Below are 15448 nucleotides of genomic sequence, written 5' to 3'. Positions count from 1 at the left end.
AGTCATTTGAATGATTTCTTCTTGGTCTACGTGTCATAAAATACTCCATATATTGATGTTTATAACATCATTTGGGGAGCAAAATATCACTTATAAGTGTTGTTCAAATTTCCTGATCCACCTCTGTAGATGGTGAAGAGAGTAACAAAATGTATAGAAATAGAGATGGTAGTCGTCGATCTATGCAGGCGGGTTTCACTCTAATTGAATTAATGATCACTGTTGCGATTATTGCAATTCTGGCAGCAATTGCTTTGCCGGCTTATGGGAAATATGTCAAAAAAGCAAGAGCTAATAATGCTGGGTCTGATTTAGTCACATTAAGCCTGATGATGGAAAATGCTTATCAGAAAGCATTAAAGTATCCAATGAATCCTGTTACAGCTACGACTACCGCTACGACTACGACTGCTGATACTAAAACTTATATCAGTAATCAGACTGGTATCACCTGGACACCTGCAGAAGCTGCTAATTTTAATTATACAATGAGTATAACACCCACTACTTATACACTTACTGCTACGGGTATAAGTGGTACACAGAGTAACGGCTGTACCTTAACGCTTACTAATACCAATACAAGAGGTATGCCAAGTACGACGGGCTGTGGTGGTTTAACCTCATGGTAAGGGCTTGCAAAGGGGTAACCCTAATTGAACTGGTTGTTGTGATTGCTATTTTGGGAATTTCAGCAGCTTCATTAATTCCCTTGGGAGCGTCATGGGTAGCCAAAACCCAGGTTGAGAAAACCCAAAAATTGCTGGTTGAGGCTTATAATAAAGCCACCACAGAGGCAATAAAAAATCCAAATGGTAAACTGCAAACAGATACTAATCCAATGGTTGCAAAACTTACGGTAACGAATGGTAGTAGTGGTGCAGAAGGTGTCATTAACGTTAAAGCATCCGATGACAGTACTGTTTTATGGAGTACAAAATATCCTGCGGCTGTCTCGATAACGTTAAATGCTCCTTCTGGTTCTTCTTGTACAGCTATTCAGTTAAATAACAATGCTGCACTCATAGATACAACTTGTACTGGTGGCTATACAATATCTCGCTCAGGAATTTCTAATGTTACAGTTACAGCACAGTTCTAAATATCAGCATCAGGCCGGTATTACACTGATCGAAGTGCTGATTTCTTTACTATTAATGGCGATTATTGGTTTAGGTGGTGCTTACATTGCTGCACGTACGGCTGTGGTGCAGAGAGATGGTAATATTCAGGTTCAGGCGATTAACAAAATGCGCCAGATTGCAGTGAAGGCAGATACTTCAAGCTGTGTTAATACGAGTAGCATTACAATTAATGGTACAAGTGTCACAACACCATGCACTTTGATTTCAACTAACTATACAGTAAATGCATCTGTTACTAGTAATCCACCAAGCCCAGGCGCAGGCACAGCCTATTCAGCAAGCGTAACTGTCCAGTCTCCTTCTATACAAGTTGACAGTGCGAATACATTTATCCCTGTTAAATCGGTTATTTCACCCTGAAGGTACTTAAAATGAACGGTACATTAAAAAAACAGCAGGGCATGTCACTGATTGAGATTATGATTGCGCTAACTATCTCTTTGGTTATTATATTAGCAATATTAAGGGCTTATGTATCTTTAGGTTATGTTTCTGCTGAAACGACACGAGGGGCAAGCATTGATGCCAACATTACCACGGGTTTGATTGTTGCTGACCGTATTTTGCAGGGAGTGGGTTATAACATGACTTCACCTACAGATTCTTATGGAAATAGCAGTGATAAGTTAATTCAAGCCTACGCAGGTGCGACAGCAATAACGGCTTCTAATATTGAAACTACTGAAGCTGATGCACTTGTATGGAAATTATCAAGTGGCAATTGCCAAGCATTAAAATCCGCAGGTAAGAGTTTAATTTATTATCTTGGTACAGATGGTGCAGGATATAGCTGTACGACTTTAGCACTTCCTACCTCTCCAACCACCACACCTTCACAAACGTTAATTTCTGCTGCTCCTGATATGCCGAGTACTGTGAATTCAGGTGTGGGAAACATATCGCTGAAAGTGACTAAATTAACAGGTTCTAATATTTGCACGCCTTTTGGTGTGACGAATACGACGGCAACGGCATCTGGCGGTAAGTATTATGTAGAAGTAAAAGCCAATATTTATGCAACCAGTACCAGTACTACGTTACCTACTCTAAGCAATTCAACCTGTTTATTTAATGTGACTACCTAAGGGAGCGTTTAATATGTGTAATCATCAAGTTTTTCGAACTATGCGTTTCCCTGTAAATAGTAGACAAATGCATAAACAGGCTGGGTTTGCTTCTATTTTACTTATTCTATTGATTGGTCTTGCCTTAACCACTTTGGTTATCGGTATGGTCACTTCTGTACGGAGTTTGCAGGATAGTTCACTGACAACTCATGCACAAACGCAGGCGCAGATTAAGTCGGCGATTGGCTATCAAGCTTTAACCGGTTTGTTAAAACCGTTGTCCGCTACGCAGATTGCTCAAATTAATAATGGCGTGATCAAAGATAATGGCTCCCCAGCAGCGACGATCGCAACGTATAAGGTCGTGACTACAACAGAAGGTTGCCCTGCCAGTACAGGTGGTAAGAATTATTTTTGTTATGACATAACCGCAAAAAGCGGCGGTGCTTCTTCCGTGGTTCGGGCAATTTATACAGAGATAACGACAGGAGGAGGGGCTTTTGATGGTTCAATCTTTGCTGGGGGGTTACAAGTAGGCCACGAGATAAATCTACAGGGTAATCAGACGATACAGGTAGGAGATGCTGGAAAAGGTAGCGGTATCGTTAAGGGTAATGGTAATAATTATTATACAGTAGAAGATTTTTTGGATGGAACAGGTTTTACAGTGAAGCCTTACCAGCCAACAACTTTTTTAACCGCTGAGGAGTTGCGTCCATCTTCAAATTATATTTTTTATGCAAATGGCAAGTGCGCTAAAAATAATTTGTATGGCCCTAGTATTTATAATACTGAAACAGCACCAGTAACTTGCAGTAGTATTTCTGGTATTACGGTTAGCGGTAGTGGGGCTAGTAAAAAATGGACAATTGATGCTGCCAGTTCAGCAATTCCAGCAGGCGTACTGTGGTTTGAGGGAGAGGTTGATATTAATCTAAAGTCCTCTCGTGATTTAGTGAACACAATCATTGCAACTGGAGATATGCAAGTTATTACTACTAACCAAGGGGGGGCTGGTAAGGCTTATGCACCTTATCCTTATTATTTGGAATCTAGTACAGATTTGACTACAAAAAAAGCTAGAATATGTGGCTCGAGTGCAACTGGTATACCGACACAATATTGCGATACGACGGGAACACTTAAAACAATAGATACAGAACGAACTAAAATTTCAAATATTTTGTTCTTCAGTGATAAAACCATAACTTTTGAGGTTAAAAATAACAGTCCTATGAGCCTTTATGGGAATATTATGGGTTCAGGTGGCGCTGGTGGTACAGGCGCATCTTCTGGTAAATTTAATGGTACTGGGAACATCGATATTAAAGGTAATTTAACTTTTACAGGAAAGGGTATAACTACAACAAATGGTAGTGTTAACGTAAAACTAAATAATGGGAGCAGTGGTGGGAGTGCTACGCCTGCTCAAAAGGTTATGACATTATCTGGTTTGCGTTATATGTGAGATTTTATTGGTAGAACTTGGCGGATTCAAGCAGCAAGTATAGCAGTATAAAAATCAGCCTAAATTCACTGGGTGCATCCCAGCCCAGTGACTTTCTAGGGCAATTTTTAGAGCGGATTCTATCTGGTAGAGATAATCGCCTTAGCTTTAGAGGTGTTCTTTCAGCTAATCGAGTTACTTTTCCCCCATATTTTTTGTGTGACTTTAATCTAAGCCAATTTTCTACAATCAATAATTTTAGGTAATACCTGATCAGTACCCACCATATAAGAATAAGTTGCCAAACTCAGCATTTCCTCATCTTCATCACTATTACCATAAGCATAAATTTCAGCATAATCCTTCAGATTATATTTTTCTAAAATCCTGATTTTCTTTTGCTCCTTGCTACAGTCCGCAGTCTGATAAAACCCCGTCATTTTTCCGGCTTTGATTTCCACTTCGCTACAGATTAAATCGATATTTAAATAGTTGCAGACCGGTTTTAAATATAAATCCAGAGAGGCTGAAACAAGAACTACATCATGGCCAAGTTGTTGATGCTTTCTGAGCTGATTAAATAAGGCTGGATCAAGTTTATCTACCAGTATTGCAGCATACTCTTGAGCCAATTGCAGAATTTCCTCTGCATTACTATCTTTAAACATGCTGGTATATAGTTTGGGGCGCATGCGATGAGCAGGATAGAGCTTTAAATAATATGCCTGAATCCACGGCAAAATTTGCAGGCCACGTTTCACAATATGCCGTTTTCTCAAGGCATAAAAAATAAACCCGGTAAAACTATCATGTGGATACAGGGTGCCATCAAAATCAAATAAGGCTAGAGTTTTAGGTTCTTGATTTTGCGCATACATGTTTGATATCGCCCATCGACACGGGTGGCAAACCAGTTGGTATTATAATCACGGCTCAATTTTGGCCCGGAAATGACTACTTCAGGCATGATCGCATAAATAGGATCTTTGCCTGTCGTTTCCTGATAAAGCTTACTGACGCCACGATAAGTCATCGTGTCTTCAAAGTCTTTGTCTTTTTCTTTCTTTAAATCCACACGGATTTGACGTTCGGTAATAATAAAATTATTTTTGGCAAAAACACTGATCAGTTCACGCTCGGATTGGCTTTTCTGCGAACGGACTGCGCCATCTTTGGTATATAGCAATAGATCGCCATCCAGATCGAGTTCGGCCTCAGTTAAATCATTCAGCATACTCTGAAAAGCGGCATTTCGGCTGGAATACATGCCCGAGTTATAGTCTGCAAAACGGTAGATCGGTTTGTCATAATCTGCAGGATACATCATCAGACGATGAATCCCGTAATATAGGCCGCCATATTGCGTATAGACATCGGAGCGTAAGGCTGCGATGTTGCCACCTTGACGTTTATATTCCTTGACATAACTAATATGCACTTGCATTGAACCCAAAGTGGTAATCGGATTCATTTTCTCGCCAATGTTCTGGCCGACCAGTTTTGCAGCACCGGTCAGTGCGCTGACATGGTAATGCTTCGACATATAGTCAAATATTTCACGATATAATTCGTCGAGTTCACGTTCCGTTTTGACCCGGCGCATCTGGCTCAGGTAATTGTCTTCAGGACTCGGATGGTTCTTGAGAACTTCCTGGAAATATCCAGCAACTGTGCCACCAATTGCTTGACCAAGCTTATCTTTGAATTTTTCTTCAAGACGATCCTGAACTTCTTTAACCGCTTTTTCTCCCAGACCTGGTACTGTAGGGTCTGCCACAAAATTGGATTCCTGATCGACCACGGCCACAATCGTGCAGACATTTTCCTTGGTTTGAGGAATACCCAACTGTTCGGTGATGTCGTAAATATCTTGTGCCCAGGACTCACGCTGATTTACCCGACTCGGAATTGCTTTACGAATATGTTCAACTTCAAGTGTCGGTTCATCATCTTTTGACCACCATGAGCCATTGCCACAGCCGGCAAGACCCAGAGAAAGTGCAAGTACAGACAATGACTTAACAGAAAAACAATCAGCAAAAGTTTTATTCATGGTGTGGTAAATTAATTGAAAAGATGAGCGAATAAGGCAGATGCAGTATACTATGCCCATCAAAAAAGTGATGAATTTATATGTATATTGGTCCATATCAACTGTCAAACAATTTGATTGTCGCCCCGATGGCAGGTGGGATAGATTAATCATAAATACATTATAAAAATTATTATTTATCAGTATTTTATTAAATAACCGCATGGTGCAAGGTGCAAAATAGGTGCAACCATGCGGCAATTAATCAATAATTTAGCAATCAATGGTTCATTGCTACCCAGTCTTTCTTAGACTCTTTTTGTATTGCTTCAAGCCAAGATGCCACATCACTTAGATGAACATAAAAAGGGGAGTTTCTTCCATCCGATTTAAATGCAGGAAATGGAAGAGTACATTTATTTGCGCGTTTATTTGCCTGTTCAATTGTAAGATGAGGCAAGTAATCCGGCAAGAGCTCTTCAAGTTTGATCACAGGTTTACGATACTTCATGAGTAACATAAAACTGATATCAACTGGATCATCAATTTTCATAGCTGCTCCCATTATGAAATCTCCTTTAAACTTTGCTTTACTGATTCCGACAACCCAAACACATCTTTAAAATCCCGATCAAACTGCCCGCTCTTGATAAGTGTATTGATGCACGGCACTGGCTGCACATACATCTCAACATGGCGCGCAAGCATGTCGTAAATCGCGCTGACATTACCACTGTTTACTTGAACTGCTATTAGGCCGTTCTTGTGAGTGATTGGCAGGCCAATATCACCTTTGTATTCATCCACGAACGCAAAGAATATTTCAGCTTCGGCGTTGTTAAACAGTAAGTCGAAAGGCAGTTCTTTATGCAGCTCACCGATAGCGAAGTTTGCAACGGCTGTTTTTGTTTCAGTCATTAGCTAGCTCCTGTGCTTCGATTACTGCTAAAAGCTCATTTGCAGAACAAACAGCTTCATCATAATCATTGGGATTGAGTGCTTTATTCAGCGTATCCTTTGACACCAAAACAAACCCTTCCGGCACTGCTTGGGCTTCCTTACCATCCAAGTGCAACATTCCAATGCACGCGCACCAAGTCGTCCACTGGCAGTTAATGCTCTCAACACCATCTCCGGTGTATAGCTTTTTATCTTCATCAAAGCCAAACAGTTTTGCTTTTGGGTGCATCCCTTCAAAATCACCGCGTCTTAAATCAATATTCTGAATATCCATCACGCCACCTTCACATCTAAATAATCAGGGTTATCCAGGTGCTCTTCATATTCACCAAATAGCGCCTGACATGCTGCATTACCTGTTAAATCTTTCTTTAAGAGCACATAACTCAACGTCTTGCGTGTGCCTTTGCCTGAAAACGTAGAACTACCATCTGCAAGCTCTTTTTTGATGTAGCCCAATTTTTCCAACCACAACTTGAAACCAACTTCATGCTTCTTTTTAATTCTGAAGATCATCTGTACCCCCAGGTGTTCGCAAAATTTCGAAGGCAATCATCAATACCGAATAGGTTGATATTGCGGTAAGTCCTAACCCGACCCTTGTACTGCACAAGCAGCACTCGGGTCATAGAAGAGTAGGAATAACTCATGAAGCCTCCCCAGTTTCAGCAGCTTGGATCAAGGCATCTTTGCGCTGAGCATAAATACTGAGTAGCTCCTGATGATCAGCTGGAAGTAATTTAGCTGCAGGTATTGCTGGTGCTAATCGTTCCAGAGTTTCCACTGAATCCATGTCATAGATGCGGTTGATCAGAACCTGTTTCTTCTTTTTGTAGAATAGATCGATAGAGGCGCTACCATGTTCAGCACTTTCCACTGCTGCTTGTTTACGTGCAGCATTTTCAATTTGATCAATCAAGCTTGGTTGTATGACTTCAATAACTTCATCTACAACTGGTTCCACCTTGGGTGTGTATTGCTCAGGATCTAGTTCAAGCAATTTGTCTTCAGTAAGCTTGCACAAGTGCTGTTGATCTTTTTGATCCAGGTGTCCATTGGCCAGAAATACGTGACGGAATGAAAGAACGTCATCCTCCTTAGTAAACTGATCAATTTGTGCAGTGAACTTTTCAACAAGCTTTACCCGGTCGGTTTCAACTGAATCCGCTTCAATTTCTGTAACTGGAGTTTCAGTATTAATAGTGGCTTCTTGCTCTATGGCTTCAATAGGCTGAATCACCTCTGGCTCAGGCTGTTTTTCAATATCTGGTACAGCATCACCTGGGCCAGCTGGTATACCAGCCTGTTCAGTCTCATTCTTAGCTTTGGTTGAGCGTCTCTTTTTGGGTTTGCCTGTATTGTCTATAGTTGGGGGATAGACAATAATTCGACCAAATAGCCCACCCATTGCCACTAATTGTAATTCGGCATTTTCTTTATCCGCCTGAGCAAAACCATTGTCGACAGCTTTGAAATACTCCATGCACTGTTTGCTGTATTTAATCTGTGAGATATGCTCAGGATGAATAATAAAGATTTCCTGATCTTCCACGACATCATCAAGAGTCAAAGACTTGGTAAATGTAATACCAGCCAGTTCCATGGTTTCAATCTTGATGCAGAACTCATAGCCTGGCATAGCGAAAATCGTAGCAGGGAACTGAGACAGATCATCAAAATCCATTAACTCGCCAGCAGCGCGGCACATGATATTTCGGCCAGCCATCATTGCTTCAAAAGCTTCTTTGCTATTTAGAATTTTCATGCTGTCATTGCTCCCTTCGCTACTTGTTCTATTTCATTTTTTACAGCTTCAAATTTAGAAGCTTCTATCTGGTTGAGAGCATCAAGCCCTAAGTGTTCACATACTGTTTTTGCATCAAGGCCACAGGTATCGATGAAATCCTGCAGATCGGCCAGCTGCTCATCAGAAATGCCATTGAACTCTGGTGGATCTACCCAGGCATTACGTTGTTTATCAAACGTGCACTTCATTTCTAGAGCACGGCGAACTAATTCAGCACGCATATTCTTGTAATACAGATGAGCGTCTTCAAGAGACTGAGTGAGCTGATTTAGATCACTCGCATACTGGGCCTCACCACAGCTTTGTACCCAGTTTTCTAGATCTTCTTGAGCCTTGATTGCGGCCAATTGATCAGGTGTCAGGGTATTGATATGGTCCTTGGCTTGCTTGATGAGGTCGGCCAGAAATGTAGGACTGGTCTTTAGATCTGGCACCCACACTTCACCAGTATCACCACCTAAACCACCCGCATTTTTAGCGTGATGGGTAGGGCAAGGCTTAAAGCTAATCACCCGGGCATTCTTACCTTCACCAGTAGTGACTGTGGTCAAATAACCCATGATGTCAGCAATTCGATATAGCTCATTACGGTTTTTACCACCCAGATCAGGGCGATAAATTACCTGGTCACCGCTTTGATCTTCAGAAGCGTGGGCGATAAACACCACATCCTTTCCAGATGCGATCAGAGTATTCACGTATTGCTTAAAGATGTTGTTGGCCAAGCCCTGGGCTTTAAGCTTTAACGATCCATCTTTCTGTTTATTGGTCGCATTCAGCATTAAATGAGTTTTGATGCTTTCAAGCATTGCACCAACGGTATCAATCACAATGGTGTTATACGGCTCAAGATCGGCCATTGTTAGGTTTGCAACATCAGACCACTGGTGAGCCTGAACTACAGCACCGCGACGAAGTTCACCAGTACGGTGGGAACCTTTGTCAAAGTCGAATGAAATAGCTTTATCACCCGTAAAGCCGATAGAGGTTTTACCCAAGCCCGGATCGGCATACAGATAAACAATAATTGCCTGAACTAGCAGCGCTTGATTCGCCGGAATAATATTAATCGCCATCTCAACGTACTCCTGCAGGACGGTTTTTACGCTTATAGTCTTGATATGCTTGAGTAGCAAAATGACCGGTGCTTTCTAATACCTGGTTGTATTGAGCCTTGCGTTTAACAGATCGAGCACGCTCTATGCCATTTTTAATCGAAGCATGTAGCGTCGATTTATCTACACTTTGCAAAACACCACTGGTATTGCCAATACGGAAAACATCCAGATTGACAAAGTAGTCACGTGTAGAAGGACGGTTGCCATTAACCCGGACAGCGTAGTAGCTGAATCGATTTTCCTTGCCAACGCGATACACTTCAAAACCATGCAGGTTATGCACGAACTCAACAAAGTATTTCGCTTGAGCTGCATATACAGCAGACTCGATTGGCAGTCTGAATATCGGCAATTCTTCAGTCTTGAATTGCAGGAAGCCGGTATACAAATCAGAAAAGCTAATCTGTGTCTGGCTGTTTAAAGTAGTCCAATCTTGACTGCCTTCCTCACACCACATCACTGGCTGGCCTTTGCTAAGTGCTGCAAAGATTTGTTCAGGGGAATTTAAGATCATGACTGCACCTCCACCAGACGATGTTTCATGATGTGACCAGCGATCATTGAATTGATTTCGCGGTGATCCTGATGATCAGTGAAGTCTTTATACGGATTGCCATTGGCATCGAATATTTTGATTTCACCTAGTTCTACTACTTCTACATTCGTGAACTCAGAACCTGGTACACCGTAATCATCCGAGTATGCTTCAACTTCAAATGAAGTGATTTCCAAACGGAAACCATCCAGATTTACGACTGCTTCACCGCGCATATCGTCGAGCATCTTTAAAGAAACGATTCCATATTCAGATTGAATATTTTGAGCTGGTGCTACTTGGTCAGTGCCAAAGTCAGCAAGATGAGCAAACGCCAAGGCGCTTACAGTTAAGGCAGCAGTAAACAGAGTTACCTTGAAGCTATTGTGTGGAGTTAATTTTGTGTTCATAATTACTTTACTCACAGAGAGAGTGTGGGTCACGCCTCAAGTAGTTACCGCTACGTTGGGGCTTCTTTTTACTTGATGATTAAAGCATACTTTAATAAATAGATCATGTAAAGCACACTTTAATAATATTTATAAACTTTGCTTTAATTTATGGTTTAATAGACAAAAGAAAACCCACACAAGGTGGGTTCTCTTAAAGCGTAAATCTTATTTTTTGTATTCAGTAATACTGATAGGTTTGTCTCTCATAAACTCTACAATACCTTCACCAGCTTTGAAGTGAATTGAAACACCATCATTATTGGCTAAACGCATACCACTTCCTGAAATAGCTCGCTTAAGGTGATAAACCTTGCCAGAATTATCTGTCATTTCTGCAGTTTCAAAATTATCCGAAGATTTCAATTCAACTGTAAGATCCATTGGACCAGTAAAGTTAATTACCTGAGTTTCAGCCGGAGTATTGCTCACAACTTTTTCTTGTACCACTTCATTTTTTGGATTTGAAGTACAGCCAGTAATTGCTAATCCTAACAATGCTGCACCTAACAAATATTTCATTGATACTTACCTTTCTATTTATGAATCATAGGTATCATTATACTAATTGTTATAATGTAACATTTAAAGACAAGGTTACACTTACCTTACATAAAGAAAAACCCGCGGATAGCGGGTTAGTGATGCTTTACTTTGTTATTACAGACCCGGTCATGAGAGGTCTTAAGTCCAATATAAAGATTTAATATTTCAGAAGTAAGAAAGCTTTAGCACTGAATAGCATCTTTCTCTTTGTAGTGATCCAAAACTAAATCCATATCAGCCAGAAGTGCGACTTCAGAGTATTCACCGGGTGATAGCTTCAACAAGTTGGGCATATAGTTCTTTTCATACTCACGTGGGTAGTCTCTGCATAAGATTTTTACCCGCGCATCTTGAGTGGTGAACTCTGAATCCAACTTTTCCAGATATTTGCTAAGAATATTGTCTGAGTTCTCAAAAGCTGTAGCGGTGGCAATTGGATCTACATCTTCATCTGGTTGCTTCTGGCAGCCGGACAAAGTCAAAGATAAGAGTAGGGTAGCTAAGGTTATTGTTCTCATAGTCTAGTTTTATTGTTTTTGGACTTTGAATTATATAGAGAATTTTATAAAAGAAAACCCACACAGGGTGGGTTGGATTAGTTTACATTTATAATTTGGCTTTATATTTTTCAATCTCTTGAATCAGGTTATCTTTAAGATCCTGATTTGCGAGCGATTGAGTGAGCACTTCTATCATTTCAATTAAAGATGTTGTGGGAATAATTATAGTGTATTTCTCATTTACTTTCTTTTTGTGGGGTTCTTCAATACCAAAACCTAAGCGAGACACACTAACCCCCATTGCTAAGCTACTCAACTTATCAACATAAATAGTTTCATGGGTGTCATCTTTATATGTTTGTACTTCATTTACTTTTTCAATTTTTATATTCTTATTGGACATGATCAAATACCTCTAAAAAATTATTTATTACTGGAAAATTTATGATATTTACGGGAATTGTTTTTGGTTCACTTTCATAACTAAAAGCATCTGCACTAAATGAATAATCATCATGGAGAGGAATGATCCATGGTGAAGATACAAGGGTAGGAAGTTTTTTGGGTAAAACAACTCTCCTAACTTTAGCTAAATCTAATATTGAATGTGGATTGCTTTGTGCTAAACGTAGAGCTGAATCCATGGGAAGACTCTGAATTAAGTCATCATTTTCATATTTTGAAAATGCCACAGGGCCACCACCAAAAAGTTCACCAGCTATTTTTACAGTAAGATTCAATGACTTTCGAATGCTCTTAATTTCACTAGAACTTAAAAGCCCATCAACTTCTTTTTGGAATTTAATCATTTCGCGCTTATTGGAGCGAATTTGATAAGATGTTGCTGTTTCTGAACCACAACAATCACATTCAGAGTAGTGAAAATTTAAATTACGCGTAATATTCTTATATACTTGTAGTTCAGTGCCAATTTTAGGAGTGAGGATCCCTTCTTCACAGATTAAGCATGTAACTTTTTTGTGTCTCATATAAACAACCCTAATTACTAAAGTGACAGGAAAAAGTGCAGATTATGTTTCCAGATTTGTGAATGCAAAACTTTAGGAAATAACAAACATCTAAATATTTATTTGCATTTTCAATGTACTCTCTGCGTTTAACTTCATAACTATCACATGCAAACCAAGGACTTTTATCTGAAAATTCACACCATTCAGAGTCACGATAATGACCATAATTGGCTGCATAAATAATTAATTCCCTTAACTCATCTTCATCAAATCGCATGCGCTGTAAATCCGCAATACTTTTACGTGTCATAGTCTTGGGAAGGCTATTATTCAATATACTAAGAACTTCATCCACTGGATTTAGAGGTTCTTTAGTTTGAATTTTTCTAGTTGTTGAACCATCTACAGGAGGTGATTCACCATATTTACTTAAAACTTTTCTTACCATAATGGTAACTCACCAACATGTTATCATCTTTTTTCACTATTTGAATATTCATAATGTATAAATATTTTAATCATTTCAGATTATGTTTCTGATCAAATCATAAAACATCTTTATGAAATAAAATTACCTTGATACATCTAAGCCAGTAACTTACCAACCAGTTTACAACTAATCGGGTTCGTAACTTGTTTCAGTTAAATAAATAGCTGAATACGCTTAAACTTTTTCTTCGCTTCAATTTCGGTTTTAAAGAATTTATCTCTATCAGCGGCTTCAATAAACTGAGTAAACGTACTTGATTCAAGTAGTCGGTAAAGAAACCTTTCACCCGTCTGAAGTACCACAGTCAGCAAGTGGTTCTGATAAAGCACATGGCTAATCTTATGGGAATTGATTTCAATTGTTTGCATATCACATTTCCCGTAATTATTATTTGGACAAATCCCAAGCCGCATATAGCGGCTTTTTTATTTATCCAGCCAACAAAAAATGATTTAAGGTTTATAGCGCAGAATACTTTTCTAAAAACTCATCTATCCATCCTTGTGCCACTTCAAGATTGGTTATGTCAGTCAGCTTTAGATTGGTCTCTTCTGCTTCGTTAAAGCCTTCAATAATAGCTTCAAAGATATTTTCCTCACTAATGACCTCACGTGCTATTTCAGCAGCGTCATAGCTTTGTTTGGCTTTTTTAAGCGAGGCTATTTGTTTATCAATCCCTTCACCGATTTTACCTAATGCCAATTTAAATTCTTGACGATTAATTGTTAGCGCAGTTTTGGATTTATTAAGTGTTGCGATCATTGTGCTTTCCTTCTTTTTTGGGGGCTACCATATTCAACATCTTGATAAAATCTAAGCCGCATATAGCGGCTTTTATTTCTTAAAATTTTCTATGTAGACCAACAACCTTGCCAACCAAGCGACAATCTTCTGTCAGCTTGATAATTTGCTCGGGCCAGTTCGGATTAAGTGGCTGCAAATATTTATCACCACCCTCAATGATTAATTTTTTAAATGTCGCTTCCGTGTCTCCGCTACAAGCAATAATCACCAGATCATCGGTTTTTAAATCAAAAGTCTGTATGTCGGGATTTACATAGATTCGGTCGCCTGGCTTAAACTCAGGCTTCATAGAATTCCCAACAACAATAAGGCCATAACCGTTCTTACCACACTCTTTGAGTGGAGGAAGATGTTCATCAACTTTCGTGTCTTTCAGGATGGTTTCGATTGAATCAAAAGATCCAGCAGCTACCCATGAAATAACAGGAACAGGACGACCCTCAAGGCTTATTTTCTGAGATAAGTCCACATTATTATCAAGTTTCTGATCACCTGATTCCTCCAGCATTCCATACTTGGAATCACCAGCCAACCAATACGGGTTTACCCCCAGATACTGCGCAGCTTTAGCATTCTTTAAGCTATCAAGTGAGCCTGTTTTTCCGTTTATCCACTGACCAACAGCGGCCACAGATGCTCCGCAGTACTTGGCCATAGCCGATCTATCTAACTTCTTAAGTTTATTCCTGGATAGAAAATGAGATATGGCCTGATTGATCCGATTCTCAAGAGTACTCATATTAAAATTCACTTTAAATTTAAAGTCAGCTTACAACAATATTAATAAAGCTTGCTTGCAAAAATATATTAAAGTACACTTTAATAATAAAGCATACTTTTGAGATTAAGCATGAGAGTACTCATCAAAACCAGCGATGCTCTTGATCATTTTAAAAATGCATCACGCTTAGCTGAAGAAATTGGCATTACCCCCCAAGCGATTAATCAATGGGGTGAGTACATTCCAGATCCTTCTGTTGGAAAAATCATGGCTGTTATACCGGGGATTTCCTACAAGATTGTTCGAGAAGTACCCACACCGCCGCTCTTAACTGCTTAAACCAATTATTAAGCATTTGATTTTAAATAAATACGTTCGAAGGAAGGACAAATGAACATAACAGATGCAGCGTACAACACAGTTCGCGATTATCCAGGTGGCTCAGTCTCACTGGCTCCACGTATGGGAATTAAAAGCTCGGCTGTACTCAACAGCAAGATCAATCCAAATACTGAGACTCATCACTTAACACTCGCTGAGGCTTCCAAATTGATGGCTTTGACTGGTGATTTTCGTATTTTGCAAGCCCTAGCTGCTGAGCATGAAAAGGTTGCAATTGACCTTCCTGAAATCCCTGAATGCCGTGATATGGCACTTACCGATAAGGTTTTGTGTGTTGGAATGCGTGGTGGGGATGTGATGAGCACGTTCCGCGAAATTATGGCTGACGGTCGTATTACCGCGGGCGAAGTGCGTGATATGTCAAAAGTAATTCATCAAATGCATATTGTTTTGGCTGAGCTAGATAAACAAGTCCAGGCTTGTATCAATAACCCAGAAACAGAAAAAGCCTGAT

At 39.7% G+C, this 15448-nt stretch carries 25 protein-coding genes and 1 pseudogene; 8 read left to right on the top strand and 18 right to left on the bottom strand.

All coding sequences use genetic code 11. The annotated features are described in order from the left end of the window. Window positions 1-182: 182 nt before the first annotated feature. From FTU82_RS01070 to FTU82_RS01050, 5 genes are read left to right on the top strand one after another with little or no spacing between them, the layout of a single operon-like run. Entirely contained in the window at window positions 183-632 is a 450-nt protein-coding gene (locus FTU82_RS01070) for a type IV pilin protein (protein WP_180100953.1), read from the top strand. Further along, window positions 626-1102, top strand: a complete 477-nt coding sequence (locus tag FTU82_RS01065; RefSeq protein WP_180100950.1) for a Tfp pilus assembly protein FimT/FimU — start codon at window positions 626-628, stop codon at window positions 1100-1102. The genes FTU82_RS01070 and FTU82_RS01065 overlap by 7 nt, the downstream gene beginning before the upstream one ends. Beyond that, window positions 1077-1505, top strand: a complete 429-nt coding sequence (locus FTU82_RS01060; RefSeq protein ID WP_180100949.1) for a type II secretion system protein J — start codon at window positions 1077-1079, stop codon at window positions 1503-1505. The genes FTU82_RS01065 and FTU82_RS01060 overlap by 26 nt, the downstream gene beginning before the upstream one ends. An 11-nt stretch (window positions 1506-1516) precedes the next feature. Then, window positions 1517-2230: a PilW family protein gene (locus FTU82_RS01055; protein WP_180100948.1), complete on the top strand. Its 714-nt coding sequence runs from the start codon at window positions 1517-1519 to the stop codon at window positions 2228-2230. Window positions 2231-2243: 13 nt separating this feature from the next. Then, window positions 2244-3680 carry a hypothetical protein gene (locus FTU82_RS01050; protein WP_180100947.1) on the top strand — a complete coding sequence of 479 codons (1437 nt, stop codon included), beginning with the start codon at window positions 2244-2246 and terminating at the stop codon, window positions 3678-3680. Window positions 3681-3889: 209 nt separating this feature from the next. On the opposite strand, the gene FTU82_RS01045 is transcribed toward FTU82_RS01050, so the two are convergent. Together FTU82_RS01045 and FTU82_RS01040 are read right to left on the bottom strand one after the other, a co-directional pair. Further along, window positions 3890-4537, bottom strand: a complete 648-nt coding sequence (locus FTU82_RS01045; RefSeq protein WP_180100946.1) for an HAD-IB family hydrolase — start codon at window positions 4535-4537, stop codon at window positions 3890-3892. Beyond that, a complete protein-coding gene (locus FTU82_RS01040) occupies window positions 4504-5712 on the bottom strand; it encodes a DUF1615 family protein (protein WP_180100945.1) in 1209 nt (402 codons plus the stop codon). Before FTU82_RS01040 ends, FTU82_RS01045 begins: the two co-directional genes overlap by 34 nt. Window positions 5713-5792: 80 nt before the next feature. Here FTU82_RS01040 and FTU82_RS16360 point away from each other — a divergent pair. Next, window positions 5793-5858: pseudogene (locus FTU82_RS16360) on the top strand (hypothetical protein); the annotation flags it as partial. Between the two features lie 113 nt (window positions 5859-5971). On the opposite strand, the gene FTU82_RS01035 reads toward FTU82_RS16360, so the two are convergent. From FTU82_RS01035 to FTU82_RS00960, 16 genes are all read right to left on the bottom strand, one after another. Further along, window positions 5972-6244, bottom strand: a complete 273-nt coding sequence (locus tag FTU82_RS01035; protein WP_227523934.1) for a pyocin activator PrtN family protein — start codon at window positions 6242-6244, stop codon at window positions 5972-5974. An 11-nt stretch (window positions 6245-6255) separates the two neighbouring features. Continuing rightward, window positions 6256-6609, bottom strand: a complete 354-nt coding sequence (locus FTU82_RS01030) for a hypothetical protein (RefSeq protein WP_180072550.1) — start codon at window positions 6607-6609, stop codon at window positions 6256-6258. Beyond that, window positions 6602-6925 (bottom strand): hypothetical protein, encoded by a 324-nt coding sequence (locus FTU82_RS01025; RefSeq protein ID WP_180100861.1) that lies wholly within the window; start codon window positions 6923-6925, stop codon window positions 6602-6604. Before FTU82_RS01025 ends, FTU82_RS01030 begins: the two co-directional genes overlap by 8 nt. After that, complete coding sequence (locus FTU82_RS01020) at window positions 6925-7167, bottom strand: hypothetical protein (protein ID WP_180100944.1); 243 nt, start codon at window positions 7165-7167, stop codon at window positions 6925-6927. The genes FTU82_RS01025 and FTU82_RS01020 overlap by 1 nt, the downstream gene beginning before the upstream one ends. Before the next feature lie 130 nt (window positions 7168-7297). After that, the gene (locus FTU82_RS01015) at window positions 7298-8416 is read right to left on the bottom strand and encodes a hypothetical protein (RefSeq protein WP_180100943.1); all 1119 of its coding nucleotides are present in this window, start codon (window positions 8414-8416) and stop codon (window positions 7298-7300) included. Beyond that, entirely contained in the window at window positions 8413-9534 is a 1122-nt protein-coding gene (locus FTU82_RS01010) for an ATP-binding protein (RefSeq protein WP_180100942.1), read from the bottom strand. The genes FTU82_RS01015 and FTU82_RS01010 overlap by 4 nt, the downstream gene beginning before the upstream one ends. A gap of 1 nt (window position 9535) precedes the next feature. Beyond that, complete coding sequence (locus tag FTU82_RS01005) at window positions 9536-10090, bottom strand: hypothetical protein (RefSeq protein ID WP_180100941.1); 555 nt, start codon at window positions 10088-10090, stop codon at window positions 9536-9538. After that, window positions 10087-10521: a hypothetical protein gene (locus FTU82_RS01000; RefSeq protein ID WP_180100940.1), complete on the bottom strand. Its 435-nt coding sequence runs from the start codon at window positions 10519-10521 to the stop codon at window positions 10087-10089. Before FTU82_RS01000 ends, FTU82_RS01005 begins: the two co-directional genes overlap by 4 nt. 207 nt (window positions 10522-10728) lie before the next feature. Then, window positions 10729-11082, bottom strand: a complete 354-nt coding sequence (locus tag FTU82_RS00995; protein ID WP_180100939.1) for a hypothetical protein — start codon at window positions 11080-11082, stop codon at window positions 10729-10731. Window positions 11083-11288: 206 nt separating this feature from the next. Beyond that, window positions 11289-11624, bottom strand: a complete 336-nt coding sequence (locus FTU82_RS00990; RefSeq protein WP_180100938.1) for a hypothetical protein — start codon at window positions 11622-11624, stop codon at window positions 11289-11291. Between the two features lie 88 nt (window positions 11625-11712). Further along, on the bottom strand, window positions 11713-12009 hold the full coding sequence (locus tag FTU82_RS00985) for a hypothetical protein (RefSeq protein ID WP_180100937.1): 297 nt from the start codon (window positions 12007-12009) through the stop codon (window positions 11713-11715). Further along, a complete protein-coding gene (locus tag FTU82_RS00980) occupies window positions 11999-12595 on the bottom strand; it encodes a type II toxin-antitoxin system MqsA family antitoxin (RefSeq protein WP_180100936.1) in 597 nt (198 codons plus the stop codon). The genes FTU82_RS00985 and FTU82_RS00980 overlap by 11 nt, the downstream gene beginning before the upstream one ends. 10 nt (window positions 12596-12605) lie before the next feature. Then, the gene (locus FTU82_RS00975) at window positions 12606-13025 is read right to left on the bottom strand and encodes a hypothetical protein (RefSeq protein WP_180100935.1); all 420 of its coding nucleotides are present in this window, start codon (window positions 13023-13025) and stop codon (window positions 12606-12608) included. Between the two features lie 194 nt (window positions 13026-13219). Beyond that, complete coding sequence (locus tag FTU82_RS00970) at window positions 13220-13435, bottom strand: KTSC domain-containing protein (RefSeq protein ID WP_180100934.1); 216 nt, start codon at window positions 13433-13435, stop codon at window positions 13220-13222. A 91-nt stretch (window positions 13436-13526) separates the two neighbouring features. Next, on the bottom strand, window positions 13527-13829 hold the full coding sequence (locus FTU82_RS00965; RefSeq protein WP_180100933.1) for a hypothetical protein: 303 nt from the start codon (window positions 13827-13829) through the stop codon (window positions 13527-13529). A gap of 79 nt (window positions 13830-13908) precedes the next feature. Further along, a complete protein-coding gene (locus tag FTU82_RS00960; protein WP_180100932.1) occupies window positions 13909-14610 on the bottom strand; it encodes a LexA family transcriptional regulator in 702 nt (233 codons plus the stop codon). Between the two features lie 111 nt (window positions 14611-14721). Between FTU82_RS00960 and FTU82_RS00955 the strand changes: the two genes are divergently transcribed. Together FTU82_RS00955 and FTU82_RS00950 are read left to right on the top strand one after the other, a co-directional pair. Next, window positions 14722-14931, top strand: coding sequence for a Cro/CI family transcriptional regulator (locus FTU82_RS00955; RefSeq protein ID WP_180100931.1), 210 nt, complete (start codon window positions 14722-14724; stop codon window positions 14929-14931). Between the two features lie 51 nt (window positions 14932-14982). Then, window positions 14983-15447 (top strand): phage regulatory CII family protein, encoded by a 465-nt coding sequence (locus FTU82_RS00950; protein ID WP_180100930.1) that lies wholly within the window; start codon window positions 14983-14985, stop codon window positions 15445-15447. Window position 15448 lies beyond the last annotated feature (1 nt).

It is taken from the genome of Acinetobacter sp. YH12151 (assembly GCF_013418355.1).
Lineage (GTDB): Bacteria > Pseudomonadota > Gammaproteobacteria > Pseudomonadales > Moraxellaceae > Acinetobacter > Acinetobacter pseudolwoffii.
The sequence above is the reverse complement of the archived record's forward strand: the minus strand, read 5'-3'. Positions and strand labels throughout refer to the sequence as shown.

What these genes read in the sequence shown, in the direction of transcription:
- FTU82_RS01070 (WP_180100953.1), top strand. Translation starts at nt 183, where the DNA reads ATGCAGGCGGGTTTCACTCTAATTGAATTAATGATCACTGTTGCGATT.
- FTU82_RS01065 (WP_180100950.1), top strand. Translation starts at nt 626, where the DNA reads ATGGTAAGGGCTTGCAAAGGGGTAACCCTAATTGAACTGGTTGTTGTG.
- FTU82_RS01060 (WP_180100949.1), top strand. Translation starts at nt 1,077, where the DNA reads ATGTTACAGTTACAGCACAGTTCTAAATATCAGCATCAGGCCGGTATT.
- FTU82_RS01055 (WP_180100948.1), top strand. Translation starts at nt 1,517, where the DNA reads ATGAACGGTACATTAAAAAAACAGCAGGGCATGTCACTGATTGAGATT.
- FTU82_RS01050 (WP_180100947.1), top strand. Translation starts at nt 2,244, where the DNA reads ATGTGTAATCATCAAGTTTTTCGAACTATGCGTTTCCCTGTAAATAGT.
- FTU82_RS01045 (WP_180100946.1), bottom strand. Translation starts at nt 4,537, where the DNA reads ATGTATGCGCAAAATCAAGAACCTAAAACTCTAGCCTTATTTGATTTT.
- FTU82_RS01040 (WP_180100945.1), bottom strand. Translation starts at nt 5,712, where the DNA reads ATGAATAAAACTTTTGCTGATTGTTTTTCTGTTAAGTCATTGTCTGTA.
- FTU82_RS01035 (WP_227523934.1), bottom strand. Translation starts at nt 6,244, where the DNA reads ATGAAAATTGATGATCCAGTTGATATCAGTTTTATGTTACTCATGAAG.
- FTU82_RS01030 (WP_180072550.1), bottom strand. Translation starts at nt 6,609, where the DNA reads ATGACTGAAACAAAAACAGCCGTTGCAAACTTCGCTATCGGTGAGCTG.
- FTU82_RS01025 (WP_180100861.1), bottom strand. Translation starts at nt 6,925, where the DNA reads ATGGATATTCAGAATATTGATTTAAGACGCGGTGATTTTGAAGGGATG.
- FTU82_RS01020 (WP_180100944.1), bottom strand. Translation starts at nt 7,167, where the DNA reads ATGATCTTCAGAATTAAAAAGAAGCATGAAGTTGGTTTCAAGTTGTGG.
- FTU82_RS01015 (WP_180100943.1), bottom strand. Translation starts at nt 8,416, where the DNA reads ATGAAAATTCTAAATAGCAAAGAAGCTTTTGAAGCAATGATGGCTGGC.
- FTU82_RS01010 (WP_180100942.1), bottom strand. Translation starts at nt 9,534, where the DNA reads ATGGCGATTAATATTATTCCGGCGAATCAAGCGCTGCTAGTTCAGGCA.
- FTU82_RS01005 (WP_180100941.1), bottom strand. Translation starts at nt 10,090, where the DNA reads ATGATCTTAAATTCCCCTGAACAAATCTTTGCAGCACTTAGCAAAGGC.
- FTU82_RS01000 (WP_180100940.1), bottom strand. Translation starts at nt 10,521, where the DNA reads ATGAACACAAAATTAACTCCACACAATAGCTTCAAGGTAACTCTGTTT.
- FTU82_RS00995 (WP_180100939.1), bottom strand. Translation starts at nt 11,082, where the DNA reads ATGAAATATTTGTTAGGTGCAGCATTGTTAGGATTAGCAATTACTGGC.
- FTU82_RS00990 (WP_180100938.1), bottom strand. Translation starts at nt 11,624, where the DNA reads ATGAGAACAATAACCTTAGCTACCCTACTCTTATCTTTGACTTTGTCC.
- FTU82_RS00985 (WP_180100937.1), bottom strand. Translation starts at nt 12,009, where the DNA reads ATGTCCAATAAGAATATAAAAATTGAAAAAGTAAATGAAGTACAAACA.
- FTU82_RS00980 (WP_180100936.1), bottom strand. Translation starts at nt 12,595, where the DNA reads ATGAGACACAAAAAAGTTACATGCTTAATCTGTGAAGAAGGGATCCTC.
- FTU82_RS00975 (WP_180100935.1), bottom strand. Translation starts at nt 13,025, where the DNA reads ATGGTAAGAAAAGTTTTAAGTAAATATGGTGAATCACCTCCTGTAGAT.
- FTU82_RS00970 (WP_180100934.1), bottom strand. Translation starts at nt 13,435, where the DNA reads ATGCAAACAATTGAAATCAATTCCCATAAGATTAGCCATGTGCTTTAT.
- FTU82_RS00965 (WP_180100933.1), bottom strand. Translation starts at nt 13,829, where the DNA reads ATGATCGCAACACTTAATAAATCCAAAACTGCGCTAACAATTAATCGT.
- FTU82_RS00960 (WP_180100932.1), bottom strand. Translation starts at nt 14,610, where the DNA reads ATGAGTACTCTTGAGAATCGGATCAATCAGGCCATATCTCATTTTCTA.
- FTU82_RS00955 (WP_180100931.1), top strand. Translation starts at nt 14,722, where the DNA reads ATGAGAGTACTCATCAAAACCAGCGATGCTCTTGATCATTTTAAAAAT.
- FTU82_RS00950 (WP_180100930.1), top strand. Translation starts at nt 14,983, where the DNA reads ATGAACATAACAGATGCAGCGTACAACACAGTTCGCGATTATCCAGGT.